Origin of the sequence: Rhodanobacter sp. DHB23, assembly GCF_014842975.1 — a bacterium.
In the GTDB taxonomy this organism is placed as follows: Bacteria; Pseudomonadota; Gammaproteobacteria; order Xanthomonadales; family Rhodanobacteraceae; genus Rhodanobacter_A.
Window position 1 is genome coordinate 606,848 of the sequence record NZ_JACYXK010000028.1, and the last position, 22,199, is coordinate 629,046.

Genomic DNA, 22,199 nt, shown 5'->3' on the forward strand with positions numbered 1-22,199 from the left:
CGGCGTCGGCATCCATCAGACAGGGGAATGCATATGAAGCTCGTCGCAATGATGGCGCTCGCTCTCGTGTCCGCCGCCTCGACCGCCACCGCGCAAGCGGCGCCCGGGGACGAGATCTACGCGCAACCGGGACACCTGGTGGACGCCGGGCCAACGAAGCTCAATGTCTACTGCACGGGCTCGGGTTCTCCCACGGTCGTCTTCGACGCCGGCTGGGAAGACTGGTCCCCCGCATGGGCCACGATCCAGCCCGTGATCGCGCGCCACACGCGCACCTGCAGCTACGACCGCGCCGGTTCCGGTTTCAGCGAAGCCGGGCCGATGCCGCGTACCAGCGTCGAGATCGCGAAGGAGCTGCACGCGGCGCTGCACAGCGCGCATATACCTGGCCCGTACCTGCTGGTCGGGCATTCGTTCGGCGGCTACACCATCCGCACGTTTGCCGACCTGTACATGCCCGAGGTGTACGGCGGGGTCTTCGTGGACATCGAGGACGAAGACGTCGCATCGCCGAAGGAGCGGACCACCGACTATGGCAAGATGGACGCTGCCGTCCGGTCGCTGGCCCAGTGCCGCCATGCGCTGGCGAATCACCTGCCGTTGCCGCCCATACCTGCAACCGGCCACTCCTACTCGCCCGCGCCGGGCACGCCATGCTCGCACCAGTTCTTCCGCGGCCTGCCGATGAAGGAATGGTCGCCGCCACTCAATGCAACCGTCCTGCACATCGCCGAAACGCGCGTGGCGCTCTACGACGCGGCCATTTCCGAGATGCAGGAAATGCCGGCCGATGCGGACTGGCTGGTCGCGCACCGGCGTTCGTTCGGCAGCCGCCCGCTGCGCATCCTCACGGCGCAGAACCATTCCTACGACAACGCCAAGACCCCCCCAGCCCTGCACAAGGAGCATCTTGCCTACGAGCAGGAACACGCAAAAACCCAGGCATCGTTCCTCTTGCTCTCGACCGACGCCAGGCAAACCCTCGTACCGGACAGCGGCCACTACATCCAGCTCGACCAGCCGCAGGTCGTGATCGACGCGATCCTCGGCGAGCTGCCGGAGCATGCGGATACGACCCCATGAAACCCCGCGCACGCGCGCCGATCTGGCTGATGGGCATGACCGCACTACCGTTCGGCATGGTCGGTTTCCTTACTGCCGTCGTCGTGCCGCAGGCACTGGCCGAGCGGCATGTTCCTGAAGACGGGATCGCGTCGATCACCGCATTGGCGGCCTCCCCGATTTTCTGGGCGTTCGTGATCTGCCCGATGCTCGACGTACGCTTCACTCGACGCACTTACGCCACCGTGGGCACGGTCGTCGCGGCAGTGCTGACGCCTCTGGCATTGCTGAACCTGGATTGCCATGCATGGCTGGTCGGCCTCTCGATGGTGGCGATGTTGGCAAGCAGCTTCATGCAGAATGCGCTGGGCGGATGGTTCTCGACGGTCGTTTTGCACGAGGACGAAGGCCGCGTAAGCGCATGGATGACGGTCGCCAATCTCGGCGGCGGCGGTTTGTTTGCCATCGTCGCGATCGATATGCTCCATGCGCTGCCGCTGCTTGTCACCGCGATTCTGCTTGGCGTGGTGCAACTGGTGCCGCTGGCGATCTACCCGTTCATACCGGTCAATCCGCCTGACACGCGGCTGGCACGCGAGAGCTTTGTGCAGTTTTTCCGTGAAGCGGGACGGTTGTTCAAGCGCCGCGAAGTGCTGATCGCGCTGGCCATGTTCCTGCTGCCTTCGGCGTCCTTCACGCTCACCAATGTGCTGGGCGGACTCGGCGACGACTTCCATGCCTCGGCACAAGCCGTCGGCCTCGCGGGCGGCGCGGGATTGAGCCTGTCCGGCATCGTGGGGAGCCTCGTCCTGCCGTTGCTGGCGAAGCGCATGTCGCTGCGCCCACTGTACCTCGCGATCGGTATCGTGGGCGGATTGTTCACGCTAGGCCTGTTGCTGCTGCCGCGCACGCAGGGGGTGTTCGCGCTGGCATTCCTGGGCGAAGGTCTGTTCCAGGCGCTGGCCATCACCTGTGGCTTCGCCATCATGTTCGAGACCATCGGGCGCGACAACCCGCTGGCGGCGACGACCTTCAGCGTGTTGAACGCGGCACTGAACTTGTCCATCGACTACATGATCGCCGTGGATGGCCGCGCCTACGCGTGGCACGGCGTGTCGGGCAGTCTCATCGCCGACGCAGGGCTTGGCATTGCGTCGTGCCTGCTGCTGGCTTTGATGCTGTGGTGGATGCGGTCGAAACCGCGAGCTCCGGTTTTTCCGGAGCAGGCGTGATGGCATCGCGTCTGAAGCTGGATGGTTTATTCGGCATAGACCAGTGAGGGGAAGATCCATGGAAAAAGCCATTTCCTGTTGCGCACTGCTTCTGGCTCTGCTGTTCCCGCTGAGCGCTGCGGCATCACCGGCGTCCAGCCACTATCTTTTCGTGTGGGCGATGGAGGCGAGTCATCCTCATGTTGCCGATACGGCAATGACCCCGGCCGATATTGCTGCAAGGCGCGATCGACTCGGACTGGGCAAAGATTTCCTCGCCGTGTTCGACGTCGGTCCCGGGGCTTCGTTCGGGAAGCTCGTGGCGATGCTGCCCGTCGGCGAGGCGGTAATGGCGCACCACACGAACTACGCCGAGCCTGCGAACGACGTCCTGTATGCCAACGACTGGCTCGGGAATCTCACCTACGTCTTCGATCTTCGCGACCCCGCGCATCCGCGGCTCCTGCGCAAATTCGGCAGCGTCGGCGCTTTCGGCTATCCACACTCTTTCGTTTACCTTCCTGACGGCAACACCCTGGCGACGTTCCAGTATTCCGGAGGGTTCAACCATGCTGCGGGCGGACTGGTGGAATTCGATCCGCAAGGCAACGCCATGAGGACGTCTTCGGCCGCCGCACCCGGACATCCGAACATTCGCCCGTACAGCATGGCGGTGGATGAGAAGCTCGATCGCGTTGTCACGGGCAGCGGGGACATGATGGGTGCGCAGCACAGCGATGTTGCCCAGGTCTGGCGTCTTTCCGACCTGAAGCTGATCAAGACCATGCCGCTGCCGTCGCAGCCCGACTGGTTTTACGACACGGCTGCGGATTCGTCGGAACCCCGGTTGCTGGCCGATGGCAAGACGGTCGTCGTGCCGACATTCAACTGCGGTCTGTTCCTGGTCCGGAATCTGGCGAGCGACCACCCGACGCTGCAACATGTCTATGACTTCGGTTACCGCTTGTGCGAAGTGCCGCTGGTCGCGGGCGACTTTCTGGTGGAAGCCGCGCAAAGCGGGCACGCCATCGTGAGTCTGGACATGCGCGATCCGGAACATCCGCGCGAGGTCAGCCGCATCCTGCTGCCGCCGGACGAATATCCACACTGGCTGGCGCTCGAGCCGGGCGGCGATCGCCTGGTCATCACCGGCTACGGCGCGCTCGACACCAAGGTCCGGTTCGCCACGATCGACCACCAGACGGGAAAACTGACACTCGACCCGGCAACGATCGACATGACACGCGACTGGCCTGACGGCTGGCACGGCAGCGCGATGCCACATGGCGCCGTGTTCGGCAATCCTTGAAAGGCACGCCCGCATGAACGTCGAGTCCGCCTCCCTTGCTCCGGGTACGTATCTGCCGTGCGGCCCTCCCGGTACCGCAAAGTACGCGCAGGATCTTTCCCGCTCGCTGACTTTCAAGGAGAACATCCTCATCACGCTGTCCGGGGTGACGCCGGCGTCCAGCGTGTTCATCATCGCTCCCGCGGCGATCACCGGGATCGGTGGCGCCGCGGCCGTCGCCTTCGCCATCGCTGCGCTGATCGGCTTGGTGATTGCGTTCTGCTACGCGGAACTCTCCAGCGCGTTCCCGATTGCCGGCGGCGACTACACGATCATCGCGCGCACATTGGGCAAGCCCTATGGCCTCGCGTTTCTTTTCCTGAGCATGGTTTGCATCATCTGCATCCTTGGAGTGGTTGCGTCCGGCGTGAGCACCTACCTCGGTGTCGTGTGGAAGGGCATGGACTCCCCCTGGACCAGCATCGTCGTGATCCTTGCGACGGCCGTCGTCGCCTGTTTCAACATCAAGGCCAATGCCTGGGTGACGGGCATCTTCCTGTTCCTGGAAGTCGCCGCACTGGCCGTGCTGGCGGTACTGGGTCTTGTGCATGTCAGCCAGCCGGTTTCCGTGCTCTGGCACGCCACCACGATGGGTCCACACGGCATCCTGGTCGGCGCCTCGGCGGGTCTGGTCGTTTCATTCACCGCGACGGCGTTGTTCGCCTACAACGGTTACAACTCCGCGGTCTATTATGCCGAGGAGACCAAGCGCGCCCGTACGACCATCGGCCGCGCCGTCCTCTGGTCGCTGGCCATCACGGTCGCCGCGGAATTTATTCCGGTGATTGCGGTGCTGCTGGGCACGCCCAGCATGAGCGGGTTGCTCGGCACGGCCGACCCGATGTCGTACTTCCTGCGGGCGCGGGGCGGAAGCGTCGTGAATGAAATCGTCAGCATCGGCGTCGCCATCGCCGTCATCAACGCCCTGTTGGCAAACATCATCCTGATTGGCCGCCTGTTCTATTCGTCCGCGCGCGACCGCACCTGGCCGGACTGGATCAATCGGCCGCTGGCGAGCGTGCATCCGAAGCTGCGCACACCGGTCGCCGCTACCCTCGTCGTGGGCGTCGCGGGTGGCCTGTGCGTTTGGCTGCTGCCATTCAACGTGCTGTTGATCGTGTCGGGTGCTTATCTTCTGGTCCAGTATTTGCTGGTCGGCCTCGCCGCGCTGGTCGGTCGGATTAGTGGTTCGACCCGAAAGGCCGCGTACCGGATGCCGTGGTGGCCGATCCCGCCGATCGCGATGGTGCTAGCGACGGTGGTGGTGATCTACGAAAGCGTCATCGCCGCGTGGCTGCCCGTGGCGGTGACACTCGGCATCTTCGCGATCGGGTTTCCGTATTACTTCCTGTATCTGAAACCCCGCGCGGCGGATCGCTGGACCCTGCCGGAACCGGCCGACGAAGAGAATGCCGAGTGACGATCCACCACGAACATGCATGGACGATGGCTGGCACGGCAGCACCTTTCCGCATGGCGCGGTCTTCGGTAATCCAGAGGCGAGACTCGAGGCGACCTCCACCACCATCTGCAAGGTGCGAACATGAAAGCGTTGCGGTGCATGGCTCTTTTCGTCGGATTGCTGGACACGGGCGTCGTGCTGGCCGCGACTCCGCGGGTTGATACGGCTGTGCTGGTGCGCGAGGCGTTGGCGGCGGCGCCGCCTGCCATTGCCGCAGGAGCGGCCGTCGTCACGAACGACAGCAAGGGCCGCACGGTCGTGCTGCGGCAAGGCCACGATGGCTGGACATGCATTCCCGGGCATGGCGGCCCCGGGGCCGATCCGTTGCCGCTTCCTGCATGCTTTGACGCCAATGGAATGGTCTGGCTGGCGGCGATTGATGCCGGTCGTGTTCCCGACCCGGACAAGCCCGGCCTCTCCTACATGCTGGAAGGCGGCTCGGCATGGAGCAACACCGACCCGAAGGCCGACAAGCTGCAGCCAGGCATGAAAACCTATATCCGCATCCCGCCGCACGTCATGATCCTGGATGCGAGGACCGCCAACGCAACCGGCCTTCCATCAGGGCAAGCCGATCCGGATACGCACAAGCCGTTCGTGATGTTCGGCGGAACCCAATACGCAATCCTCATCGTTCCGGTGCATTGAGAGGAATCGGTGCGCGACCTTCCCGTTGCCGTGCCGATGGGCGCGTGCAAGGCATGACGCCGCCACATCGCGATGGCCAGGACGGTCCCGCAAAAACGATGGATCGCCGGGTCTGGGCAGCCCCGTACTCGTGCCGATTCGCCCCGCCCCCACGGGCATCACCTTTCCCGACCTTGTCGCCACGCAACCCGACTTCCATTGCCGGCACAAGGGCCGGTTCAACATCTCCACGTAACCCGCGGAGATGTTGAACCGGTTCCAAGCTGTCTCGAGGCTTTTCGAGGCAACGCTATTACGAGCCCGCTCCGCTTCCGGCGCTCATTGCCGATGCGGGTGCAGCGCTGGTCGCCGCGGGCTTCGGAGCGCTGGCCGCTGGTGTTGGCGCTGGTGCCGGCGTAGCCGCCGGAGCCTGCGTGCTCGCCGCGCTGCCGGGAGTCCCGGAAGAGGGTGTCATCTCGCCGCTCTTGCCGCACGCCGACAATGCCAGCGCAGCTGCAACCAGCAGCCCTGCCGTGACTGAACCTTTCATATGGAGGGTCTCCGTTACGGGTGGGTGCGAGCGCGGCGCGACCGCAGCCTCACGTTCCACTTCCACGGCGAAACCGGGATGCCGCGCTCGCGTACCGACCCTACCGGGGCATTTGTCGATATTCCGGAGTCATTGCATGAAGACGTGGTTAACATCGACGCGCTGACGGCGGCTGCGGATTCCTGTCGCCGTCGGACCGCGTCCCATGCGTTTCGCCTGCCGTGGAAGCCGACGGCCATCGGACCGGACTTGCGATAGTGCAAGTCGAAGCCAGCTCCCTGGCAGGGTTACGGACTCAAATCGACGCCGCGATCCGCCCCGCTTCGGCCAGCATGGCGCTGCGCCCGGCCGCATCCGCCGTCGATCCCGCCAGGTAGGCCGCCACCAGCAGCGGCTTGCGCCGCGGGGGCCAGAAGACCGCGATGTCGTTGGTCTCGTCGTAGGCGCCGCTGCCGGTCTTGTCGCCCGCCCGCCAACCGGACGGCAGGCCGGCGCGCAGCTTGTCGAGCCCGGTACGGGTGGCGCGCATCCATGTCGCCAGCCGGTCGCGCGAAGCGGCGGAGAGCGCATCGCCGAGCAACAGTGCATGCAGGTTGCCGAGCATGGCGTTCGGCGTGGTGGTATCGCGCAGATCGCCGGGCGAGCCGACGTTGAGCGCGGGCTCGATGCGATCCAGCCGGCTCAGCGGATCGCCCAGCCGCCGCACGAAGGCCGTCACCGCGGCCGGGCCGCCCAGGCTCGCCAGCAGCAGGTTGGCCGCCGTGTTGTCGCTCACGGTGATCGCCGCCTGGCACAGCTCGGCCACGCTCATGCCCGGCGCGCCCACGCGATGGCTGGTCACCGGCGCCCAGGACAGCACCGCATCGCGGCCGAACACCACGCGCCGGTCCAGCCGCTCCACTCCTTGGTCGACGTGCGCCAGCACCGCGCCCGCCGCCAGCACCTTGAACGTGCTGCACATCAGGAAGCGTTCGTCCGCACGGTGGCCGCAGCGACGTCCGTTGCCGGTGTCGAGGATGGACACGCCCAGCCGCCCGCCATGCCGCCGCTCCAGCGCGGCCAGCCGGCCCTCGACATCCGCCTCGCGGGCAGGCCGGGCAAGCGCGGGACGAAGCGCCAGCGCAGAGGCGCCCAGCACGGTGGCCTTCAACAGGGTTCTGCGGTCCATGGTGTCTCCGGTCAAGTGCGATGCAGGCAGGTCGAACGCCCCATCCTGCCCGTGCGTGCCGGCTTTTCAAGGCGGTGCGCATGGCAAAACCCGGACACGCAATTCACTCCGCGGTGCGGAAGATCGCAACGCGGTCGGTGGCCCACCCGTCGTTGCCCTCCAGCCAGGGTTCGGCAGCCAGCACGGCCGTGCAGGGCCCGAAGCTGCACACGCGGAACGCGCGTCGCCCGGCCTCGCGGCGCAACGCATCCAGCACGCTGCGCAGGACCGTGCCGGTGAAGGGCGTGTACAGGTAGAACACGCTGCCGATGGCAAAGTCCGCTTCGCGCGCATCGCCCTGCACGAACTGTGCGTTGGCCAGTTGCAGCGCCCGCGCACAGGCACGGGCACCTTGCACGTAGGCCGGCTTGATCTCGACGCCGACGCCGCGCGCCTTCGTGCAGATCGCGGCAAGCAACGGCACATGGCCCAGGCCCGACCCCAGGTCGACCAGCACGTCGTGCCTGTCCAGCGCCAGGCGATCGAGCAGGTCGAACACATGCCGTGCCGGCGTGGGCTGGTAGAACACCATTTCCGGCGGCAGCACGGAGGCTTCGCCCGGCTCCCCGAACGGCAGCACGCCGGCGACCAGTTCGTCCCGCCAGTCGTAGCCATCGCCGATGGCATCGGCCATCGCCGGTGCCTGCCGGTCTCCGTGCCAGCAGCACAGCAGCGCATCGCGTCCCTTGCCCTGCCGGATCTCGCGACGGATGGCCCGGTACCGCGCCGCATTCGCGGCTTCCATCTGCATGCGGATCGCCCGTCCGCGCCGCTGCAGTTCCGCGCCGGCATCTTCGCCATCCAGTGGCATCAAGGCATCAAGACGGTCCAGCGCATCGAGGCGCTCCCGCAGACGATCCGGAGCGTGCAGCGAGCGATCGGCTTCCAGCGTTTCGAGCAGGATCTGCAGCGCGCCCTTCATCAACGGCACCATTCCCGCCGTTGCCGGGCCGTCGCGTGCGCATCTGCCTGCCGGCCTGCGCGCCTCACGCCGACGCCAGCTCCACCAGTTTCGCGATGGTGTTGATGTTGCGCGCGGTGCCGGCCCTGGCGGCTGGAATGCGCAGGCGCGAATCGGCCATGCCGTCACCGTAGTGCACGTAGATCTCGCGCCTGCCCAACGCCATGACCTCGTTCCTATGGCCGCTGGCGTATTCCAGCGCGTCCGCCGGTGGCGGCCGGTCCAGGAAGATCGCCACCACGCGGTTGCCCGGCGCGTCGGGAAACGGGTTGGCTGCCAGCACCGCGGCCAGTTCGGCGGCGGTGCGCACCAGTACGCCCAGCGGCTTGCCGGCATGGGCCTGCAGGCGCGACTCCAACGCCGCGGCCACCTCTTGTTCCGTCAGCCCGCTGCGGAACACCACGTTGCCGCTGGCGATGTAGGTGCGCACGTCCGCGAAACCGGCCTGCCCGCACATCGCGCGCAAACCGGCCATCGGCAGCTTGCCGGTGCCGCCCACGTTCACCGCGCGCAGCAGGGCCACGTAGGTGTGCATGCCCGCCATCACCCGCCGCGCGACGGAATCGTCAGGCCACGCTGCACCGCCGGCCGCGCCAGCCCGCGCCGCAGCCAGGCATCGACGTGCCTGAAGCGCTCGTACTCCACCAGCGCGCCGGCGTCGTACCAGTCGATCAGGTTGTTCACCCAGCCCAGCGTGGCGATGTCGGCGATGGTGTATTCGTCGCCCATGATCCACTCGCGCCCGGCGAGGCGCTCGTCCAGCACGCCGAGCAGGCGCTTCGACTCGTTGACGTAGCGCGCCAGCGGCCGCTTGTCCTCGTACTCGCGCCCGGCGTATTTGTGGAAGAAACCCACCTGGCCGAACATCGGGCCGATCGACGCCATCTGGAAGAACACCCACTGGATCGTCTCCCAGCGCAAGACCGGATCGACGGGAATGAAGCGGCCGCTCTTCTCGGCGAGGTAGAGCAGGATCGCGCCCGATTCGAACAGGCCCAGCGGCCTTCCGTCCGGGCCGTGCGGGTCGATGATCGCGGGGATCTTGCCGTTCGGGTTCAGCGCGAGGAACTCCGGCAGGTGGCTCTCGTCCTTGCCGATGTCCACCAGGTGCGCCTCGTACGGCAACCCGGTTTCCTCCAGCATGATCGACACCTTCACGCCGTTCGGCGTGTTGAGCGAATACAGCTGGATGCGTGCTGGATGCTGCGCCGGCCAGCGCTGCGCAATCGGGAAGGCGGACAGCTCGGACATGGCAGGCTCTCGACAGGGCAATCCTTCGCACATGGGTATCGCCACCCCGCGCTTCAATGGCTTTGCTTTCGCGCCGCGAAGCGTAGACTCGGCCGCTTGCGCCACCCCATCCCCTTGCCCCGGAGCATCCGCATGACCCAGACCCGCGCCTACGGAGCCACCTCCGCCAGCCAGCCGCTGGCGCCGCTCAGCATCGAACGCCGCGAGCCCGGCCCGCACGACGTGAAGATCGACATCCTGTATTGCGGCGTCTGCCACTCCGACCTGCACACCGCGCGCAACGAATGGCAGAGCACGCTGTATCCCTCCGTGCCCGGCCACGAGATCGTGGGCACCGTGAGCGCGGTGGGCGACCAGGTGACGCAGTTCAAGGCGGGCGACACCGTGGGCGTGGGTTGCATGGTGGACAGCTGCCGGCATTGCGCCTCCTGCGCCGACGGCGAGGAGCAGTATTGCGAGAACGGCTTCACCGGCACCTACAACGGCCCCGTGTTCGGCGGCGAGAACACCTGGGGCGGCTACGCCGAGAACATCGTGGTGGACGAGAAGTTCGTGCTGCGCATCGCCCACCAGGCGGACCAGCTCGCCGCCGTGGCGCCGCTGCTGTGCGCCGGCATCACCACGTATTCGCCGCTGCGCCACTGGAACGCCGGCCCCGGCAAGAAGGTGGGCATCGTCGGCCTGGGCGGCCTCGGCCACATGGGCGTGAAGCTGGCGCACGCGATGGGCGCGCACGTGGTGCTGTTCACCACCTCGCCCGGCAAGCAGGAAGACGCCAGGCGCCTCGGCGCCGACGAGGTGGTGGTGTCGAAGGACCCGGAACAGATGGCGCAGCACGCCGGCAGCTTCGACTTCATCCTCAGCACCGTGGCCGCCTCGCACAACCTCGACCCCTTCCTTGCCCTGCTCAAGCGCGACGGCACGCTGTGCCTGGTCGGCGCGCCCGAGCATCCTCATCCTTCGCCCTCCGTGTTCAACCTGATCCTCAAGCGCCGCCAGCTCGCCGGCTCGCTGATCGGCGGCATCCGCGAGACGCAGGAGATGCTGGACTTCTGCGCCGAGCACGGCATCGTCTCCGACATCGAGATGATCGCGATGAAGGACATCGACCAGGCCTACGAGCGCATGCTCAAGGGTGACGTGAAGTACCGCTTCGTGATCGACATGGCGACGTTGAAGCAAGCCTGATGCACTCCCCTCTCCCTCCGGGAGAGGGTGCCCAAAGGGCGGGTGAGGGTTCGGGCGCAGCGCGCAGACGAAACCTGCGATCAACTTCAACAACCCGCTTCGCCCGAACCCTCACCCCAACCCCTCTCCCACCGGGAGAGGGGCATCGCAATCACCCACCATGAGCCCGCTGCAAGCCTTCATCGAAACCTACCCGCGCCTGTTCGTGCTGACCGGCGCGGGCTGCAGCACCGCGTCCGGCATCCCCGATTACCGCGACCGCGACGGCCAGTGGAAACGCACGCCGCCGGTCACCTTCGCGGCCTTCATGCAGGAAGCGCACACCCGCCGCCGCTACTGGGCGCGCAGCCTGATCGGCTGGCGCCGCTTCGGCCAGGCGCAACCGAACGCCACGCACCACGCGCTGGTCGAGCTGGAGCGCCAGGGCCGTGTCGGACTGCTGGTGACGCAGAACGTGGATGGCCTGCACCAGCGCGCCGGCAACGGCAACGTGGTCGACCTGCATGGCCGGCTCGATGCCGTGCGCTGCATGGCCTGCGACTGGCGCGGCCCGCGCCATGATTTCCAGCGCACGCTGGTCGAACGCAATCCCGCATGGGCGCAACTCGACGCCGCCGACGCACCGGACGGCGACGCCGACCTCGACGGCCACGACTTCAGCCATTTCGACGTGCCGCCCTGCCCGCGCTGCAACGGCATCGTGAAGCCCGACGTGGTGTTCTTCGGCGAGAACGTGCCGCGCGAACGCGTGGCCGCCGCCATGGATGCCTGCCGCAGCGCCGACGCGATGCTGGTGGTCGGCTCCTCGCTGATGGTGTACTCCGGCTACCGCTTCGCCCATGCCGCCGCGCAGGCGGGCAAGCCCGTCGCGGCCGTCACGCTGGGGCGCACCCGCGCCGACGCGTTGCTCGCGCTGAAGGTGGATGCGCCCTGCGAGGAAGCGCTGGGTTTCCTCGCCGCACAGGCGCCCGCCCGCATCGCGTGACGACTCCGCGCACCTCGCGGCGGATGGCAACGCCCAGCTAGCGCGCCCGGCAATGGCGGCCGATGTACTCGGCGTGGGTCGGCATCGCCTTCACGGCCCCCTCCATCGCCTGCCGCAGTTCGGCCAGCCGGCGCGGGGCATCGACGCTGGTGCGCAGGTCCACCAGCGGGTCGTAGCGCGCGGGCCAGACCTCCTGGCCGATCATCACCGCCAGCCAGTTCGGGTTCTGGAAAAGCTCGAGCGGCTCGGCCACGGTACGGCCGCAGCTGCGGAACTGGTCGAGCTTGTACTGCAGCGCATCGGGGATCGCCATCGCGCGGCAATCGCGCCACAACGGCGCGTCGTCGCGCGTGGTGGCGTGGTAGTGCAGGATCAGGAAATCGCGGATGCGCTCGTGCTCGGCATGCGTGATGCGGTTGAATTCGCGCGCGGCCAGGGGATCGAAGTCGCGGTCGGGGAACAAGGCCAGCAGGCGCACCAGCGACGAATGCACCAGGTGGATGCTGGTCGACTCCAGCGGCTCCATGAAGCCGGCCGCCAGGCCCAGCGCCACGCAATTGCGGTTCCAGGCAAGGCGCCGCCGCCCGGTGACGAAGCGCAACAGGCGCGGTTCCGCCAGCGCCTCGCCCTCGAGCCTGGACAGCAGCAGCGCCACCGCCTCGTCGTCGCCGATGTAGCGGCTGCCGTAGACCAGGCCGTTGCCCATCCGGTGCTGCAGCGGAATGCGCCATTGCCAGCCCGCCGCATGCGCCGTGGCGCGGGTGTACGGCACCGGCGCCTCGGCGTGCGCGCTCGGCACGGCCACCGCGCGGTCGCACGGCAGCCACCGATCCCAGCTCTCGTAGCCGGTCTTCAGGGCGCCCTCGATCAGCAGGCCGCGGAAACCGGAGCAGTCGATGAACAGGTCGCCCTCCAGCACCGCGCCACCGGCCAGCGTCACCGATTCGATGAAACCGTCGTCCCCGCGCAGCGTGACGTCCACCACCTTGCCTTCCGTGCGCACCACGCCGCGCTGCTCCGCATGGCCGCGCAGGAAGCGCGCGTACAGGGCGGCGTCGAAGTGGTAGGCATAGTCGAACGTGGACTGCACGTGCTGGCGCCCGCCCGACGGGCGCTCGAAGCGGCCCATGCGCGCGGCCACCCACGCACAGGAGTAATCCTGCAGGGGCGTCGCGTCGCCGCGGGCGCGCTCGCGCAGCCAGTACTGGTGCAGCGGCACCGCGTCGAACGGCAGGCCGATCTGCCCGAAGGGATGGAAATAGCGGTGGCCCGGGCTGCTCCAGCCGACGAACTCGATGCCGAGCTTGAACGTGCCCTGGGTGGCGGCGACGAAGGCGTTCTCGTCGATGCCGAGCGTATGGTTGAACTGCTTGATCGGTGGCAGCGTCGCCTCGCCGACGCCGATGGTGCCGATCTCGTCGGACTCCACCACGTCGATGCGGCAACTGCCCTGCAGCCCTCCCGCCAGCGTGGCGGCGGCCATCCAGCCGGCCGTCCCGCCTCCCACGATCACGATGCGGCGGATACGGCGGTCGGTCATGGGTAGCGGTCGGCATGGCGGGCGGGATTGCCTCGCGCATCTTTACCTTGAAGCGGGGAAGCCCGCAAACCCCGGCAAGCCGCTGCGCCAGGCCCGACGGATCCGGGGCGCCGAGGCACCCGCCGCCCGGACAGGCCGATCCCGCTGCCCGGCGGCACGTCCACCGCCGGCACCAGGTCGTCCGCGGTGAACGGGCTTGCCGTCCGGGCCGACGCCGCCATCGGATAGGGCGCGGGTCGTCGACGGCGGCCATCCTGGCATGGCCGAGGGTGGAACCCAGGGACGAAGTTCCCGCACGATCGCAACCCGCGTCTCCGCCACCCGCAATGAAGGCAAGCGTGCCACGCGAAAAGCACCGGGGTTGCATGCGCGACGGCGCATCCGTTGCTCCCATCGCCGGACGCAAAAGGCCCGGCAGTTTCCCGCCGGGCCTTTGCGCTTCAATCACGGCGCGTCAGCGCATCACGTGCCCGCAGGCGCTGTCGCATCGGCGACCGCGCCGCACTTGATCGTGCTGCAGTCGAAATCCACCTCGATGCCGCGTCCCACGGTCACCGGCACGTTGAGATGCTCGGCGATCGCCTGGCCGTTCTGCTCCAGCGTGACCGTGTAGCTGCCCATCTGCAGCGAGCGCGCACTGTAGCGGCCCGCGGAATCCACGGTGACCGTGCGGCCGGTGCCGTTCACGGGACTGTGCACCACGATGCTGTAGCCCGCCGGCGCCTTGCCGAACACGGAGCCCGTGGTGGCCTGCGCGCTGGCCGTGGAAATGCCGGCCACGGCGAACGCGACGGCGACGCCGGCCAGCACCAGGCCGCGCGACAAAGAGCGGATCGAGAAGACGTTGTTCATGACTTGATGTTCTCCATTGAGTAGCAGTGGGGAAAAGCGCGGACGAGCCAGGGGTTTGGCGATTGCCCGCGAAACGGGGCGGCGGATGCCGCCCCAGGCCGGCGTGTCGCCGGTGCTCGCGTGATCAGTCGTTCACGTCAGCAACATGCCGCCAACGCCCGTCACGCAAATCAGCAGGCAGGCGCCGAACAGGCTCTGCAGCATCAGGGTTTCGTACTTGAAGAATTTCATGGCGGCTCTCCATCGGGTCGGGGAAATGAAGCTTTCGAAGTGGATATGGCAAGCGCCGTGCCAACACCGGAAAACTCCCAAAAACCCTTGTTTCCAAGCCCTTTCCCGCCAATCCCGGCAACAACGCTTGTCCGTCCGCGGACACCCGCAACGGACAGCGGACGCGACACGGACACGCGCGCCGCCATGACGACGCGCGCAACCGGAAGACCCGCGCCTGCCCCATGTCGATAGGCGATCCGCCCGTTCGTCGTCATCATGAGGAACACCCCCATCCACCCGGAGACCACCATGTCCGGCACCGTTCGCCTGCTGCGCGTATTCACCGCCCCGCCCGAGCGCGTCTACCGCGCCTTCCTTGATCCCGCCGCGCTGGCCAAGTGGCTGCCGCCGGACGGCTTCACCTGCACCGTGCACGAGCTCGATGCGCGCGTCGGCGGCCGCTACCGCATGAGCTTCACCAACTTCAGCGGCGGCAACGCCCACAGCTTCGGCGGCACCTACCTGGAACTGGTGCCGGACCGGCGCATCGTCCACGACGACCGCTTCGACGATCCCGGCCTGCCCGGCACCATGGTCACCACCATCGCCCTGCGCGAGGTGAGCTGCGGCACCGAGGTGCAGATCGAGCAGGCCGGCATCCCCGACATGATCCCCACCGAGCAGTGCCATCTCGGCTGGCAGGAATCGCTGACCCTGCTGGAGCGGCTGGTGGAACCGGCGATCCCGGGCTGAACCGGCTTCGCCACGGGCAACGCGCAGCGCATCCCCGCGCCAGGAGAACACCATGACGAGCAAGAACACGATCTGCCTCTGGTACGACGGCACCGCGCTGGACGCCGCCACGTTCTACGCCGGAACCTTCCCGGACAGCGCCGTGGGCGCCGTCCATCGCGCGCCGGGCGACTACCCCGCGGGCAAGCAGGGCGACGTGCTGACCGTGGAGTTCACGGTCATGGGCATCCCGTGCCTGGGCCTGAACGGTGGCCCCGGCGTGCCGCACACCGACGCGTTCTCCTTCCAGGTGGCCACCGACGACCAGGCCGAAACCGACCGCCTGTGGAACGCGATCATCGGCCAAGGCGGCCAGGCCAGCGCCTGCGGCTGGTGCAAGGACAGGTGGGGCGTGTCGTGGCAGATCACGCCGCGCGCGCTGGTCGACGCGATCAGCGATCCCGATCCCGCCGCGGCCAAACGTGCCTTCGACGCCATGATGACGATGGCGAAGATCGACATCGCGGCGATCGAGGCGGCGCGGCGCGGATAGGGATTGCCGTCCGCCATCGACAAGGCGGGTTCGCCCGCCGGTCGATGGAAAACGGCCCCGCCCGTGCTTGCCGGGCGAAGCGGCGAACGCCGTCCAGGCAAACCGCCGCCGGCGCGGGGGAAAGGATGTCCGTGCCGCGCGCGCTCAGCGCAACTGGCTGTCCTTGCTGCCGCGGCGGTTGTAGAGGCTGGCGGCGCGATCGGTGTCCTGCGCCTGCTGGCAGGCCACGCACAGGCGCACGCCGGGCACCGCCAGGCGGCGCGCCTCGGGAATCGGCGCGTTGCACTCCTCGCAGCGGGCCAGGCTGGGACCGCGCTTCAACTGGTTGCGGGCACGCTGCACCGCGTCGGCGACGGTCGCGTCGATCTGGTCCTGCACGGCGCCGTCGCCGGCCCATCCGGTAGCCATGGAAACCTCCATACGCTGTGGCCGATTGCCCACTATATGCGACCGGGTGCGCGGGATTTCCAGCGCACGGGACGAAGCTCCTGCCACCGTCGCCCCCGCGGCGCCCCGATGGCCAGCGAAGTGCGATCGAAGACCACCACGATCCCCGGCGGAAACAATCCGTTCACCGATTGCCGGTTCCCCTGCGCCATGCCCGGCGCCATGCTGTGCGCATTCATCCATGAGGGCATTCCCATGATCGAACGCAGGCCTTTCGAAAACCTCGGCGGCGCCGACCACGGCTGGTTGAAGGCGAAGCACCACTTCTCGTTCGCCGGCTACCACGAGCCGGCGCGCATGGGCTGGGGCGCGCTGCGCGTGTGGAACGACGACACCATCGCGCCGCACACCGGCTTCCCGCCGCACCCGCACGCCGACATGGAGATCATCACCTACGTGCGCGAGGGCGCGATCAGCCACCAGGACAACCTGGGCAACAAGGGCCGCACCGTGGCGGGCGACGTGCAGGTGATGAGCGCGGGCAGCGGCATCACCCATGCCGAATACAACATGGAAGACGAGACCACGCGCATCTTCCAGATCTGGATCATCCCCGATGCGCACGGCCAGCCGCCGTCGTGGGGCACGCGGCCCTTCCCCAAGGGCGAGCGGGCCGGGCGCTTCGTGGCGCTGGCCAGCGGCCTCCCCGGCGACGGCGACGCCCTGCCCCTGCGCACCGACGCGCGCGTACTGGGCGCCACGCTGAAGGCCGGCGAGACGGCGGAATACGCGATGGCGCCCGGTCGCCACGGTTACCTGGTGCCGGCCCGCGGCGCGGTGGAACTCAATGGCATGAAGCTGGAAGCCCGCGACGGCGCGGCGATCCGCGACGAACCCGTCCTGCGCGTCACCGCGCTGGAGGATGCCGAACTGGTGCTGGTGGACGTGGCTCCCTGAGGCTTCGCCCGGTTGCCGTCACGGCAACCGGGCGGATCACGCGGGCGTCGATTCCCGAACCGTGCCCTGCCCGTCTTCCGCTCAATCCAGCGGCCAGGGCAACTGGTCGCTCAGCTGCTCGCTGATGGCAGCCTCGGAGGGTTCGGCATGGGCCGGCGACCTGTCGCCCGCGGGTTGACCGAGCCGCCACCACGGCTGCACCTCGCGCCGCTCGACGGGTTCGACCGGCTCGCCCAGACGCGGCAACAGCAACGCGGTGTCGCCGGGATCGGCCAGCGCGAGCAGGTCCTCGACCGGCTCGTCCCAGGCATGCGTGGACAGCGCGAACGTGCCCCAGTGCACCGGCATCAGCACGCCGCCGCCGAGCAGGCGATGCGCCGCCAGCGCATTGGCGGGGCCGAGATGGATGTCGCCCCAGGAGGGATGGAACGCGCCGACCTCGAGCATCACCAGGTCGAACGGGCCGAGCCGCTCGCGGATCGATTCGTATTCGGTGGTGAGCCCGGTATCGCCGCTGAAGAACACGCGGTGGCGCTCGCCCGCCATCACCATCGACGACCACAGGGTCTGGTTGCGGTCCTTCAGGCCGCGGCCGGAGAAATGCTGCGAGGGCGCGGCGGTGATGGTGAGCCCGGTGCCGGGGACGCGATGGCTCTGCCACCACACCAGCTCGGTGATGCGCGAAGGCGCGATGCCCCAGCTTTCCAGGTGCGCGCCGACGCCCAGCGAAGTGACGAACGGCACCTTCGACTTCGCCAGCGCGCGTATCGTCGGATAGTCCAGGTGATCGTAATGATCGTGCGAGATGACCACGGCGTCGATCGCAGGCAGGTCGCGCAGCCCGACCGGCACCGGCTGGAAACGCTTCGGCCCGAGCAGGGTGAATGGCGACGCGCGCTGGCCCCACACCGGATCGGTGAGCACCCGCCATCCGTCGATCTCCAGCAGCACCGTGGAATGGCCCAGCCAGGTGGCGCGCAATCCGCTCGCCGGCCTGCGCAGCCACGCCCCGCGCGGATCGTCCGCGGGCAAGGGCTGCGGCGGCGTGCGGTCGTCGTCGCCGCACAGGAACTCGCGCAGCGTCGGCCGCGCCGCCTGCGGATCGCGCAGGCCGGGCAGCACCGGATGGATGTTGCGCAGGCGCTCGCCGTCCCACAGCGGCAGGTCGCGCAACCGTTCCAGCCGCTCGCCCTGCGGCGCCTTGCCGAAGGATTTCATGTTCCGCTCTCCGTCATCGCCAGCCACTTCCAACGACCATGGGGGCGCGGCACGCCAGGCCCAAGGTGGCAGCCACCGGAAGCCGTCCAGCCTCCTGCCATCGGCCAACGATGACGGGTGGCCCATGCCTTATCGATAACATCACTGCCGGCTAACGCGTGCCGGCGCAGATTCGCCTTCCTGGTTGTGCGGGGCCCTTGATCATGAAACTCGAATCGCAACCCCGACCGACGCGGCGCTTCCGGGCATGGGTCGATTACTTCACGCACGTCATGCATCCGTCGTCGACAGCGGCATCGGACCGGGTCGTGCGGCCGATGACGCGACGGCAGCAATTGCTCGCGGCGCAGGAGCTGAAGCGGCGCGCGCAACGGGAACAGATGCTCGAACTTCTTCGCGAGGTGAGGGAAAAGCATCGTCCCCATGCCTGAGACATCCGCATGCGCCCACCGCAAAGACCCGCAAGATATGCGGGCCTTTGCTTTCGCCGAAGCGTGAAGTTGCCGGATTGCGCCACGCCGTCAAACCGCAGCAAGTGCGCGCCGCCGCCGGAGACTTCTCCAGCGGCGAACCACCCAACGCACCAGCGCGACCGCCAGGACTAGTATCAGCAAGGCTACGAGGCCCAACACCATCAGCTCGTGCGGCTGATGGATGATGGTGAAGCCGTCGTGCTCGGCATAGAGGCCGTTGAAGCCATCCAGGATGGCGGGCAGGCGGAGCAAGTCCGCCTTGGTCATCGGCAAGGCACGCTCATCCGGGTGATGGGTGGATCCGAACGGGAAGGTGTTCCCGGCACGGTCCATCTCGACGTGGCCACCCAGCACATGGCTGACCGGCCGGTTCCCGACGAAGTCCACCGCGCGCTTCGCACTGGCCTGGGCCTCGGCGGTGTCGTCGATCAACAGGCGGCCGGGCAGGAAAAATCCCCCGAGAAGAAAAGCCCGGTATTGCGGTCGTAGAACGCGATGTGCGAAGGGTAGTGGCCGGGAACCGGCAACACGTCGACGGTCCGTCCGCCGAGATCGATCCGGGCAAGGCCGTTGGGCCAGTCGGTGAAATGAAAATAAGACCGCACGTGACCGAGGTCGGCGGGAACCACCGTGACGCCGGGCAGGCGCTCGAACTGCGGATCGCCTGCGCGGTGATCAAGGTGCCCATGCGTGTGGACCACGATCAGCGGCATCTTCGACGCCCCCTCGCCCGGCAACAGCCCCATGACCGTCTGCGCCAGCGGCATGCGCGCGGGATCGGCCACGTCGCCCGTGTCGATCAACAACGCCCTGCCGGACCCCACCAGCAAATACATGAAGGGCGCCTCGAAGGTGGCGCACAGGTTCTCGCGCAAAATATAGGTGCGCTCGTTGTACGCATGCACCTGGATGGGCGGGTGCGGCTTCGCGGCGCAGTCGTCCGCGCCTTCGTCCCAGTGCATGTCCACCGAACCGGGGACGAGCTGCGACCGCGCGGAGGGGGCCAGTGTCGAGAGTCCGGCGGCGAGCAGGACACCAAGCAGGAATTTCATCGGGTCGCCTCTGCAGGAAGGCGCCGGCAAGGCATGGCCATGCGGCTTGCCATGAGATGCCCCGGTGCCGCGCAGGGTTTAATCATGCGACCTGGACCTCTACGGACAGCAGGGACGCGGCAAGCCGAACGCGGCCCGATGCCGCCACGCCAGGGCGATCCATGTGACCATGCGAGGCATCCTCCGTCCGACCACCGAAGAGGCAAGCCCATGCGACCCATCGGCCAGCGTTTCCTGACAATCTATGCCGGCGTGCTCACCCTGGTCTTCGCCGCGACCGTGCTGAGCGGCTTCGCGCAGTCGCCGAAGAAGCTCGCGCTCGACGAACTGGACGTGCACCGCATCAACGTGCGCGAACCCGACGGCACGCTGCGCCTGGTGATCTCCGATGCCGCCACCGCGCCGGGCATCTACATCAAGGGCAAGGAATACCCGCACCCCGACCGCAAGTCCGCCGGCATGATCTTCTACAACGCCGAAGGCACCGAGAACGGCGGCCTGATCTTCGGCGGCGAGAAGGACAAGGACGGCACCCGGGAATCGCACGGCCACCTGTCCTTCGACGCCTACGAGCAGGACCAGACCATGGCGCTGGATTCCCACCAGGAAAAGGACGGCCGCTACACCAGGCTGCAGTTCAACGACTATCCGGACTATTCGATCCTCGAGGAAATCCAGCTCATGGATTCCATCAGGAACCTGCCGGCGGACCAGCAGCAGGCCCGCATCAAGGCCTTCTTCGCCGAACACGGCGGCCCGACCCGTCGCATGGTGCTCGGCCGCGACACCGACGGCAGCGTGCAGCTCGCCATGGATGACCTGCAGGGTCATCCGCGCATCGTGATGAAGGTCGCCAGGGACGGTTCGCCGTCGCTGCAGATGCTGGACGCCAACGGCAAGGTGACGGGCGAGCTGGTGCCCAGGCAATGATCGGCGCATGGCGGCGCCGACGAAATGCCGCCTGCACTTTTCCTGCCTTTTCCTCGGAGGAAGGTCTGATCAATCGGCTTCTTGCTCGTCATTCCTGCGAAGGCAGGAATCCAGTGCCTTTGCGTTCAATGGCCTGCAGATACTGGATGACTCGCCGCGCTCGCCCCTGCGGGGCCAGCCTTCGGCTGTTCAACGCTCGCATGGCTCGCTTTTGTCCGGCCTTCGCCGGGATGACGAGCAAAATCAGAGTTTCCCTATTGCAGGTGCCCCACGTACAGCCCCAGACAAAAAAGCGCGACGCCCGAGGAAACCAGCGCAAGGTTACGTTTTGCCGCCGCCCAGTGCATCGCCACGAACAAGGGATACGTGACGATCCATGCCGCGACCATGAAAGACAACCAGAGAATCGACTTGCGCTTGGCCAGCACAACCGACCACCCGAAGCCCACGATCCAGACCAGGCTACCCAGCCAGGCGAGTACGCCCCCTGTCACCACGGCGGGGCTCAATGCCAGCCCGGGAGCCGACTTCACATAGGTCAGTTGGAAATCGATGGGCACCCTCACCCATTTGGCCACCGGCTTCCCTTCCCTCGTTGCGGGGCGAAACGTCCACAGTGAAATGCTTTGCAAAGCGGCGGCATCCAGGTCCTTGTGCCCGCTCGGGGTCTCGATACTCGCATCGGCGACATGCCCGCTGGCATCGACCTCGGCCATCACCAGAACGGTGCCTTCCTCTCGGGCAGAGACCGCCGACGGTGGATACCGGATCGGCGCATGGACGATCGACGGTTCCGTCGTACCGGCAACGGCCTGAGCCACGGCGGGCGTGCAAACCGTCCATGCCGATGCAAGCATCGACCAAAGCCACCAACGCATATTCATCCCCTGAGTGGACCCGCCCGTTTCGGGCCGACAGTGGAGCTGGTCGCGCCAGACAAGCGGGTGTGCTTGATTCGACAGCCGTGCTTCACCGGATGATAAGTGAACCAGGCACCGTCGCTGGATAAGCGGCGCCCCAGCATCCAGCCTGATCAGCGACGAGTCCCAGTCGTGCCATGTTCTGTCTCCCTCCCCTGCGTGCAGGGGAGGGCTGGGGTGGGGTCAAGCGCTTGCGAAGGCCATCCATGAAAGTCTCTCGCCAGCGCTTGCCCCCCTCCCAACCTCCCCCTGCTGGCAGGGGGAGGAGCAAATCGGCTCACAACTGAGACTCGACGCTCATCAGGAGCATCCAGGCGAGCTGGGCCGCTGCGCGCCCTCGCTTCATCTCCACCGTGGCAATGCCACGTAGAATGGCCGGTTTGCATCCCCTAGCAGGCTGTTGAGAAACGCCCCGAAGCAGCGACAATCATAGTTCCCATCAATCATCAGGTCGTGGCTGTGCGCGGAGCCGATATCCAGCAACTTGGCATGTTTTCGTATGTGTCCGTGGACGAGCGCG

23 protein-coding genes are annotated in these 22,199 nt (G+C 67.3%); 12 read left to right on the forward strand and 11 right to left on the reverse strand.

Going from position 1 to position 22,199, the window contains the following annotated elements; translation table 11 throughout:
• Positions 1 to 33 precede the first annotated feature (33 nt).
• The 5 genes from IHE47_RS14675 (at position 34) to IHE47_RS14695 (ending at position 5,731) form a co-directional block, all read left to right on the forward strand.
• Positions 34 to 1,083: an alpha/beta hydrolase gene (locus tag IHE47_RS14675; RefSeq protein WP_192107099.1), complete on the forward strand. Its 1,050-nt coding sequence runs from the start codon at positions 34 to 36 to the stop codon at positions 1,081 to 1,083.
• Positions 1,080 to 2,294, forward strand: coding sequence for an MFS transporter (locus IHE47_RS14680; protein WP_192107100.1), 1,215 nt, complete (start codon positions 1,080 to 1,082; stop codon positions 2,292 to 2,294). The genes IHE47_RS14675 and IHE47_RS14680 overlap by 4 nt, the downstream gene beginning before the upstream one ends.
• A gap of 58 nt (positions 2,295 to 2,352) precedes the next feature.
• Positions 2,353 to 3,582, forward strand: a complete 1,230-nt coding sequence (locus IHE47_RS14685) for a hypothetical protein (protein ID WP_192107102.1) — start codon at positions 2,353 to 2,355, stop codon at positions 3,580 to 3,582.
• Positions 3,583 to 3,595: 13 nt separating this feature from the next.
• Entirely contained in the window at positions 3,596 to 5,041 is a 1,446-nt protein-coding gene (locus tag IHE47_RS14690) for an APC family permease (RefSeq protein ID WP_192107104.1), read from the forward strand.
• A 123-nt stretch (positions 5,042 to 5,164) separates the two neighbouring features.
• Positions 5,165 to 5,731, forward strand: coding sequence for a hypothetical protein (locus tag IHE47_RS14695; protein ID WP_192107106.1), 567 nt, complete (start codon positions 5,165 to 5,167; stop codon positions 5,729 to 5,731).
• 824 nt (positions 5,732 to 6,555) lie between these two features.
• On the opposite strand, the gene bla is transcribed toward IHE47_RS14695, so the two are convergent.
• From bla to IHE47_RS14715, 4 genes are all read right to left on the reverse strand, one after another.
• Positions 6,556 to 7,428, reverse strand: a complete 873-nt coding sequence (gene bla, locus IHE47_RS14700) for a class A beta-lactamase (protein ID WP_192107108.1) — start codon at positions 7,426 to 7,428, stop codon at positions 6,556 to 6,558.
• Positions 7,429 to 7,531: 103 nt separating this feature from the next.
• Positions 7,532 to 8,389: a methyltransferase domain-containing protein gene (locus IHE47_RS14705; RefSeq protein WP_192107110.1), complete on the reverse strand. Its 858-nt coding sequence runs from the start codon at positions 8,387 to 8,389 to the stop codon at positions 7,532 to 7,534.
• Between the two features lie 64 nt (positions 8,390 to 8,453).
• The gene (locus IHE47_RS14710) at positions 8,454 to 8,963 is read right to left on the reverse strand and encodes a DUF1697 domain-containing protein (protein ID WP_192107112.1); all 510 of its coding nucleotides are present in this window, start codon (positions 8,961 to 8,963) and stop codon (positions 8,454 to 8,456) included.
• Between the two features lie 8 nt (positions 8,964 to 8,971).
• Positions 8,972 to 9,679: a glutathione S-transferase N-terminal domain-containing protein gene (locus IHE47_RS14715; RefSeq protein WP_192107114.1), complete on the reverse strand. Its 708-nt coding sequence runs from the start codon at positions 9,677 to 9,679 to the stop codon at positions 8,972 to 8,974.
• Between the two features lie 132 nt (positions 9,680 to 9,811).
• Here IHE47_RS14715 and IHE47_RS14720 point away from each other — a divergent pair, with 132 nt between their 5' ends.
• Entirely contained in the window at positions 9,812 to 10,867 is a 1,056-nt protein-coding gene (locus IHE47_RS14720) for an NAD(P)-dependent alcohol dehydrogenase (RefSeq protein ID WP_192107116.1), read from the forward strand.
• A 160-nt stretch (positions 10,868 to 11,027) separates the two neighbouring features.
• Positions 11,028 to 11,852, forward strand: a complete 825-nt coding sequence (locus tag IHE47_RS14725; RefSeq protein ID WP_192107118.1) for an NAD-dependent protein deacetylase — start codon at positions 11,028 to 11,030, stop codon at positions 11,850 to 11,852.
• A 37-nt stretch (positions 11,853 to 11,889) separates the two neighbouring features.
• On the opposite strand, the gene IHE47_RS14730 is transcribed toward IHE47_RS14725, so the two are convergent.
• Complete coding sequence (locus IHE47_RS14730) at positions 11,890 to 13,392, reverse strand: tryptophan halogenase family protein (RefSeq protein WP_192107120.1); 1,503 nt, start codon at positions 13,390 to 13,392, stop codon at positions 11,890 to 11,892.
• A gap of 462 nt (positions 13,393 to 13,854) precedes the next feature.
• Entirely contained in the window at positions 13,855 to 14,244 is a 390-nt protein-coding gene (locus IHE47_RS14735; RefSeq protein ID WP_192107122.1) for a carboxypeptidase-like regulatory domain-containing protein, read from the reverse strand.
• A 522-nt stretch (positions 14,245 to 14,766) separates the two neighbouring features.
• Here IHE47_RS14735 and IHE47_RS14740 point away from each other — a divergent pair.
• Together IHE47_RS14740 and IHE47_RS14745 are read left to right on the forward strand one after the other, a co-directional pair.
• On the forward strand, positions 14,767 to 15,210 hold the full coding sequence (locus tag IHE47_RS14740; protein WP_192107124.1) for an SRPBCC family protein: 444 nt from the start codon (positions 14,767 to 14,769) through the stop codon (positions 15,208 to 15,210).
• Between the two features lie 52 nt (positions 15,211 to 15,262).
• Positions 15,263 to 15,742 carry a VOC family protein gene (locus tag IHE47_RS14745; protein ID WP_192107126.1) on the forward strand — a complete coding sequence of 160 codons (480 nt, stop codon included), beginning with the start codon at positions 15,263 to 15,265 and terminating at the stop codon, positions 15,740 to 15,742.
• Between the two features lie 144 nt (positions 15,743 to 15,886).
• Here IHE47_RS14745 and IHE47_RS14750 read toward each other — a convergent pair whose 3' ends face one another.
• Positions 15,887 to 16,150 carry a DksA/TraR family C4-type zinc finger protein gene (locus tag IHE47_RS14750; protein WP_192107128.1) on the reverse strand — a complete coding sequence of 88 codons (264 nt, stop codon included), beginning with the start codon at positions 16,148 to 16,150 and terminating at the stop codon, positions 15,887 to 15,889.
• 234 nt (positions 16,151 to 16,384) lie between these two features.
• Here IHE47_RS14750 and IHE47_RS14755 point away from each other — a divergent pair, with 234 nt between their 5' ends.
• Entirely contained in the window at positions 16,385 to 17,086 is a 702-nt protein-coding gene (locus IHE47_RS14755; RefSeq protein ID WP_192107130.1) for a pirin family protein, read from the forward strand.
• Positions 17,087 to 17,167: 81 nt separating this feature from the next.
• Here the strand turns inward: IHE47_RS14755 and IHE47_RS14760 are convergent, their stop codons facing one another.
• A complete protein-coding gene (locus tag IHE47_RS14760; RefSeq protein ID WP_192107131.1) occupies positions 17,168 to 18,304 on the reverse strand; it encodes an MBL fold metallo-hydrolase in 1,137 nt (378 codons plus the stop codon).
• Between the two features lie 203 nt (positions 18,305 to 18,507).
• Between IHE47_RS14760 and IHE47_RS14765 the strand changes: the two genes are divergently transcribed.
• Positions 18,508 to 18,735, forward strand: a complete 228-nt coding sequence (locus tag IHE47_RS14765; RefSeq protein ID WP_192107133.1) for a hypothetical protein — start codon at positions 18,508 to 18,510, stop codon at positions 18,733 to 18,735.
• A gap of 90 nt (positions 18,736 to 18,825) precedes the next feature.
• Here the strand turns inward: IHE47_RS14765 and IHE47_RS14770 are convergent, their stop codons facing one another.
• Both IHE47_RS14770 and IHE47_RS14775 read right to left on the reverse strand, forming a co-directional pair.
• Positions 18,826 to 19,209 carry a hypothetical protein gene (locus tag IHE47_RS14770; protein WP_192107135.1) on the reverse strand — a complete coding sequence of 128 codons (384 nt, stop codon included), beginning with the start codon at positions 19,207 to 19,209 and terminating at the stop codon, positions 18,826 to 18,828.
• On the reverse strand, positions 19,206 to 19,829 hold the full coding sequence (locus IHE47_RS14775; protein WP_192107137.1) for an MBL fold metallo-hydrolase: 624 nt from the start codon (positions 19,827 to 19,829) through the stop codon (positions 19,206 to 19,208). The genes IHE47_RS14770 and IHE47_RS14775 overlap by 4 nt, the downstream gene beginning before the upstream one ends.
• A 210-nt stretch (positions 19,830 to 20,039) precedes the next feature.
• On the opposite strand from IHE47_RS14775, the gene IHE47_RS14780 reads away from it, so the two are divergent.
• Positions 20,040 to 20,759 carry a hypothetical protein gene (locus IHE47_RS14780; protein ID WP_192107138.1) on the forward strand — a complete coding sequence of 240 codons (720 nt, stop codon included), beginning with the start codon at positions 20,040 to 20,042 and terminating at the stop codon, positions 20,757 to 20,759.
• Positions 20,760 to 21,013: 254 nt separating this feature from the next.
• Here the strand turns inward: IHE47_RS14780 and IHE47_RS14785 are convergent, their stop codons facing one another.
• A complete protein-coding gene (locus IHE47_RS14785) occupies positions 21,014 to 21,643 on the reverse strand; it encodes an energy transducer TonB (protein ID WP_192107140.1) in 630 nt (209 codons plus the stop codon).
• Positions 21,644 to 22,199 lie beyond the last annotated feature (556 nt).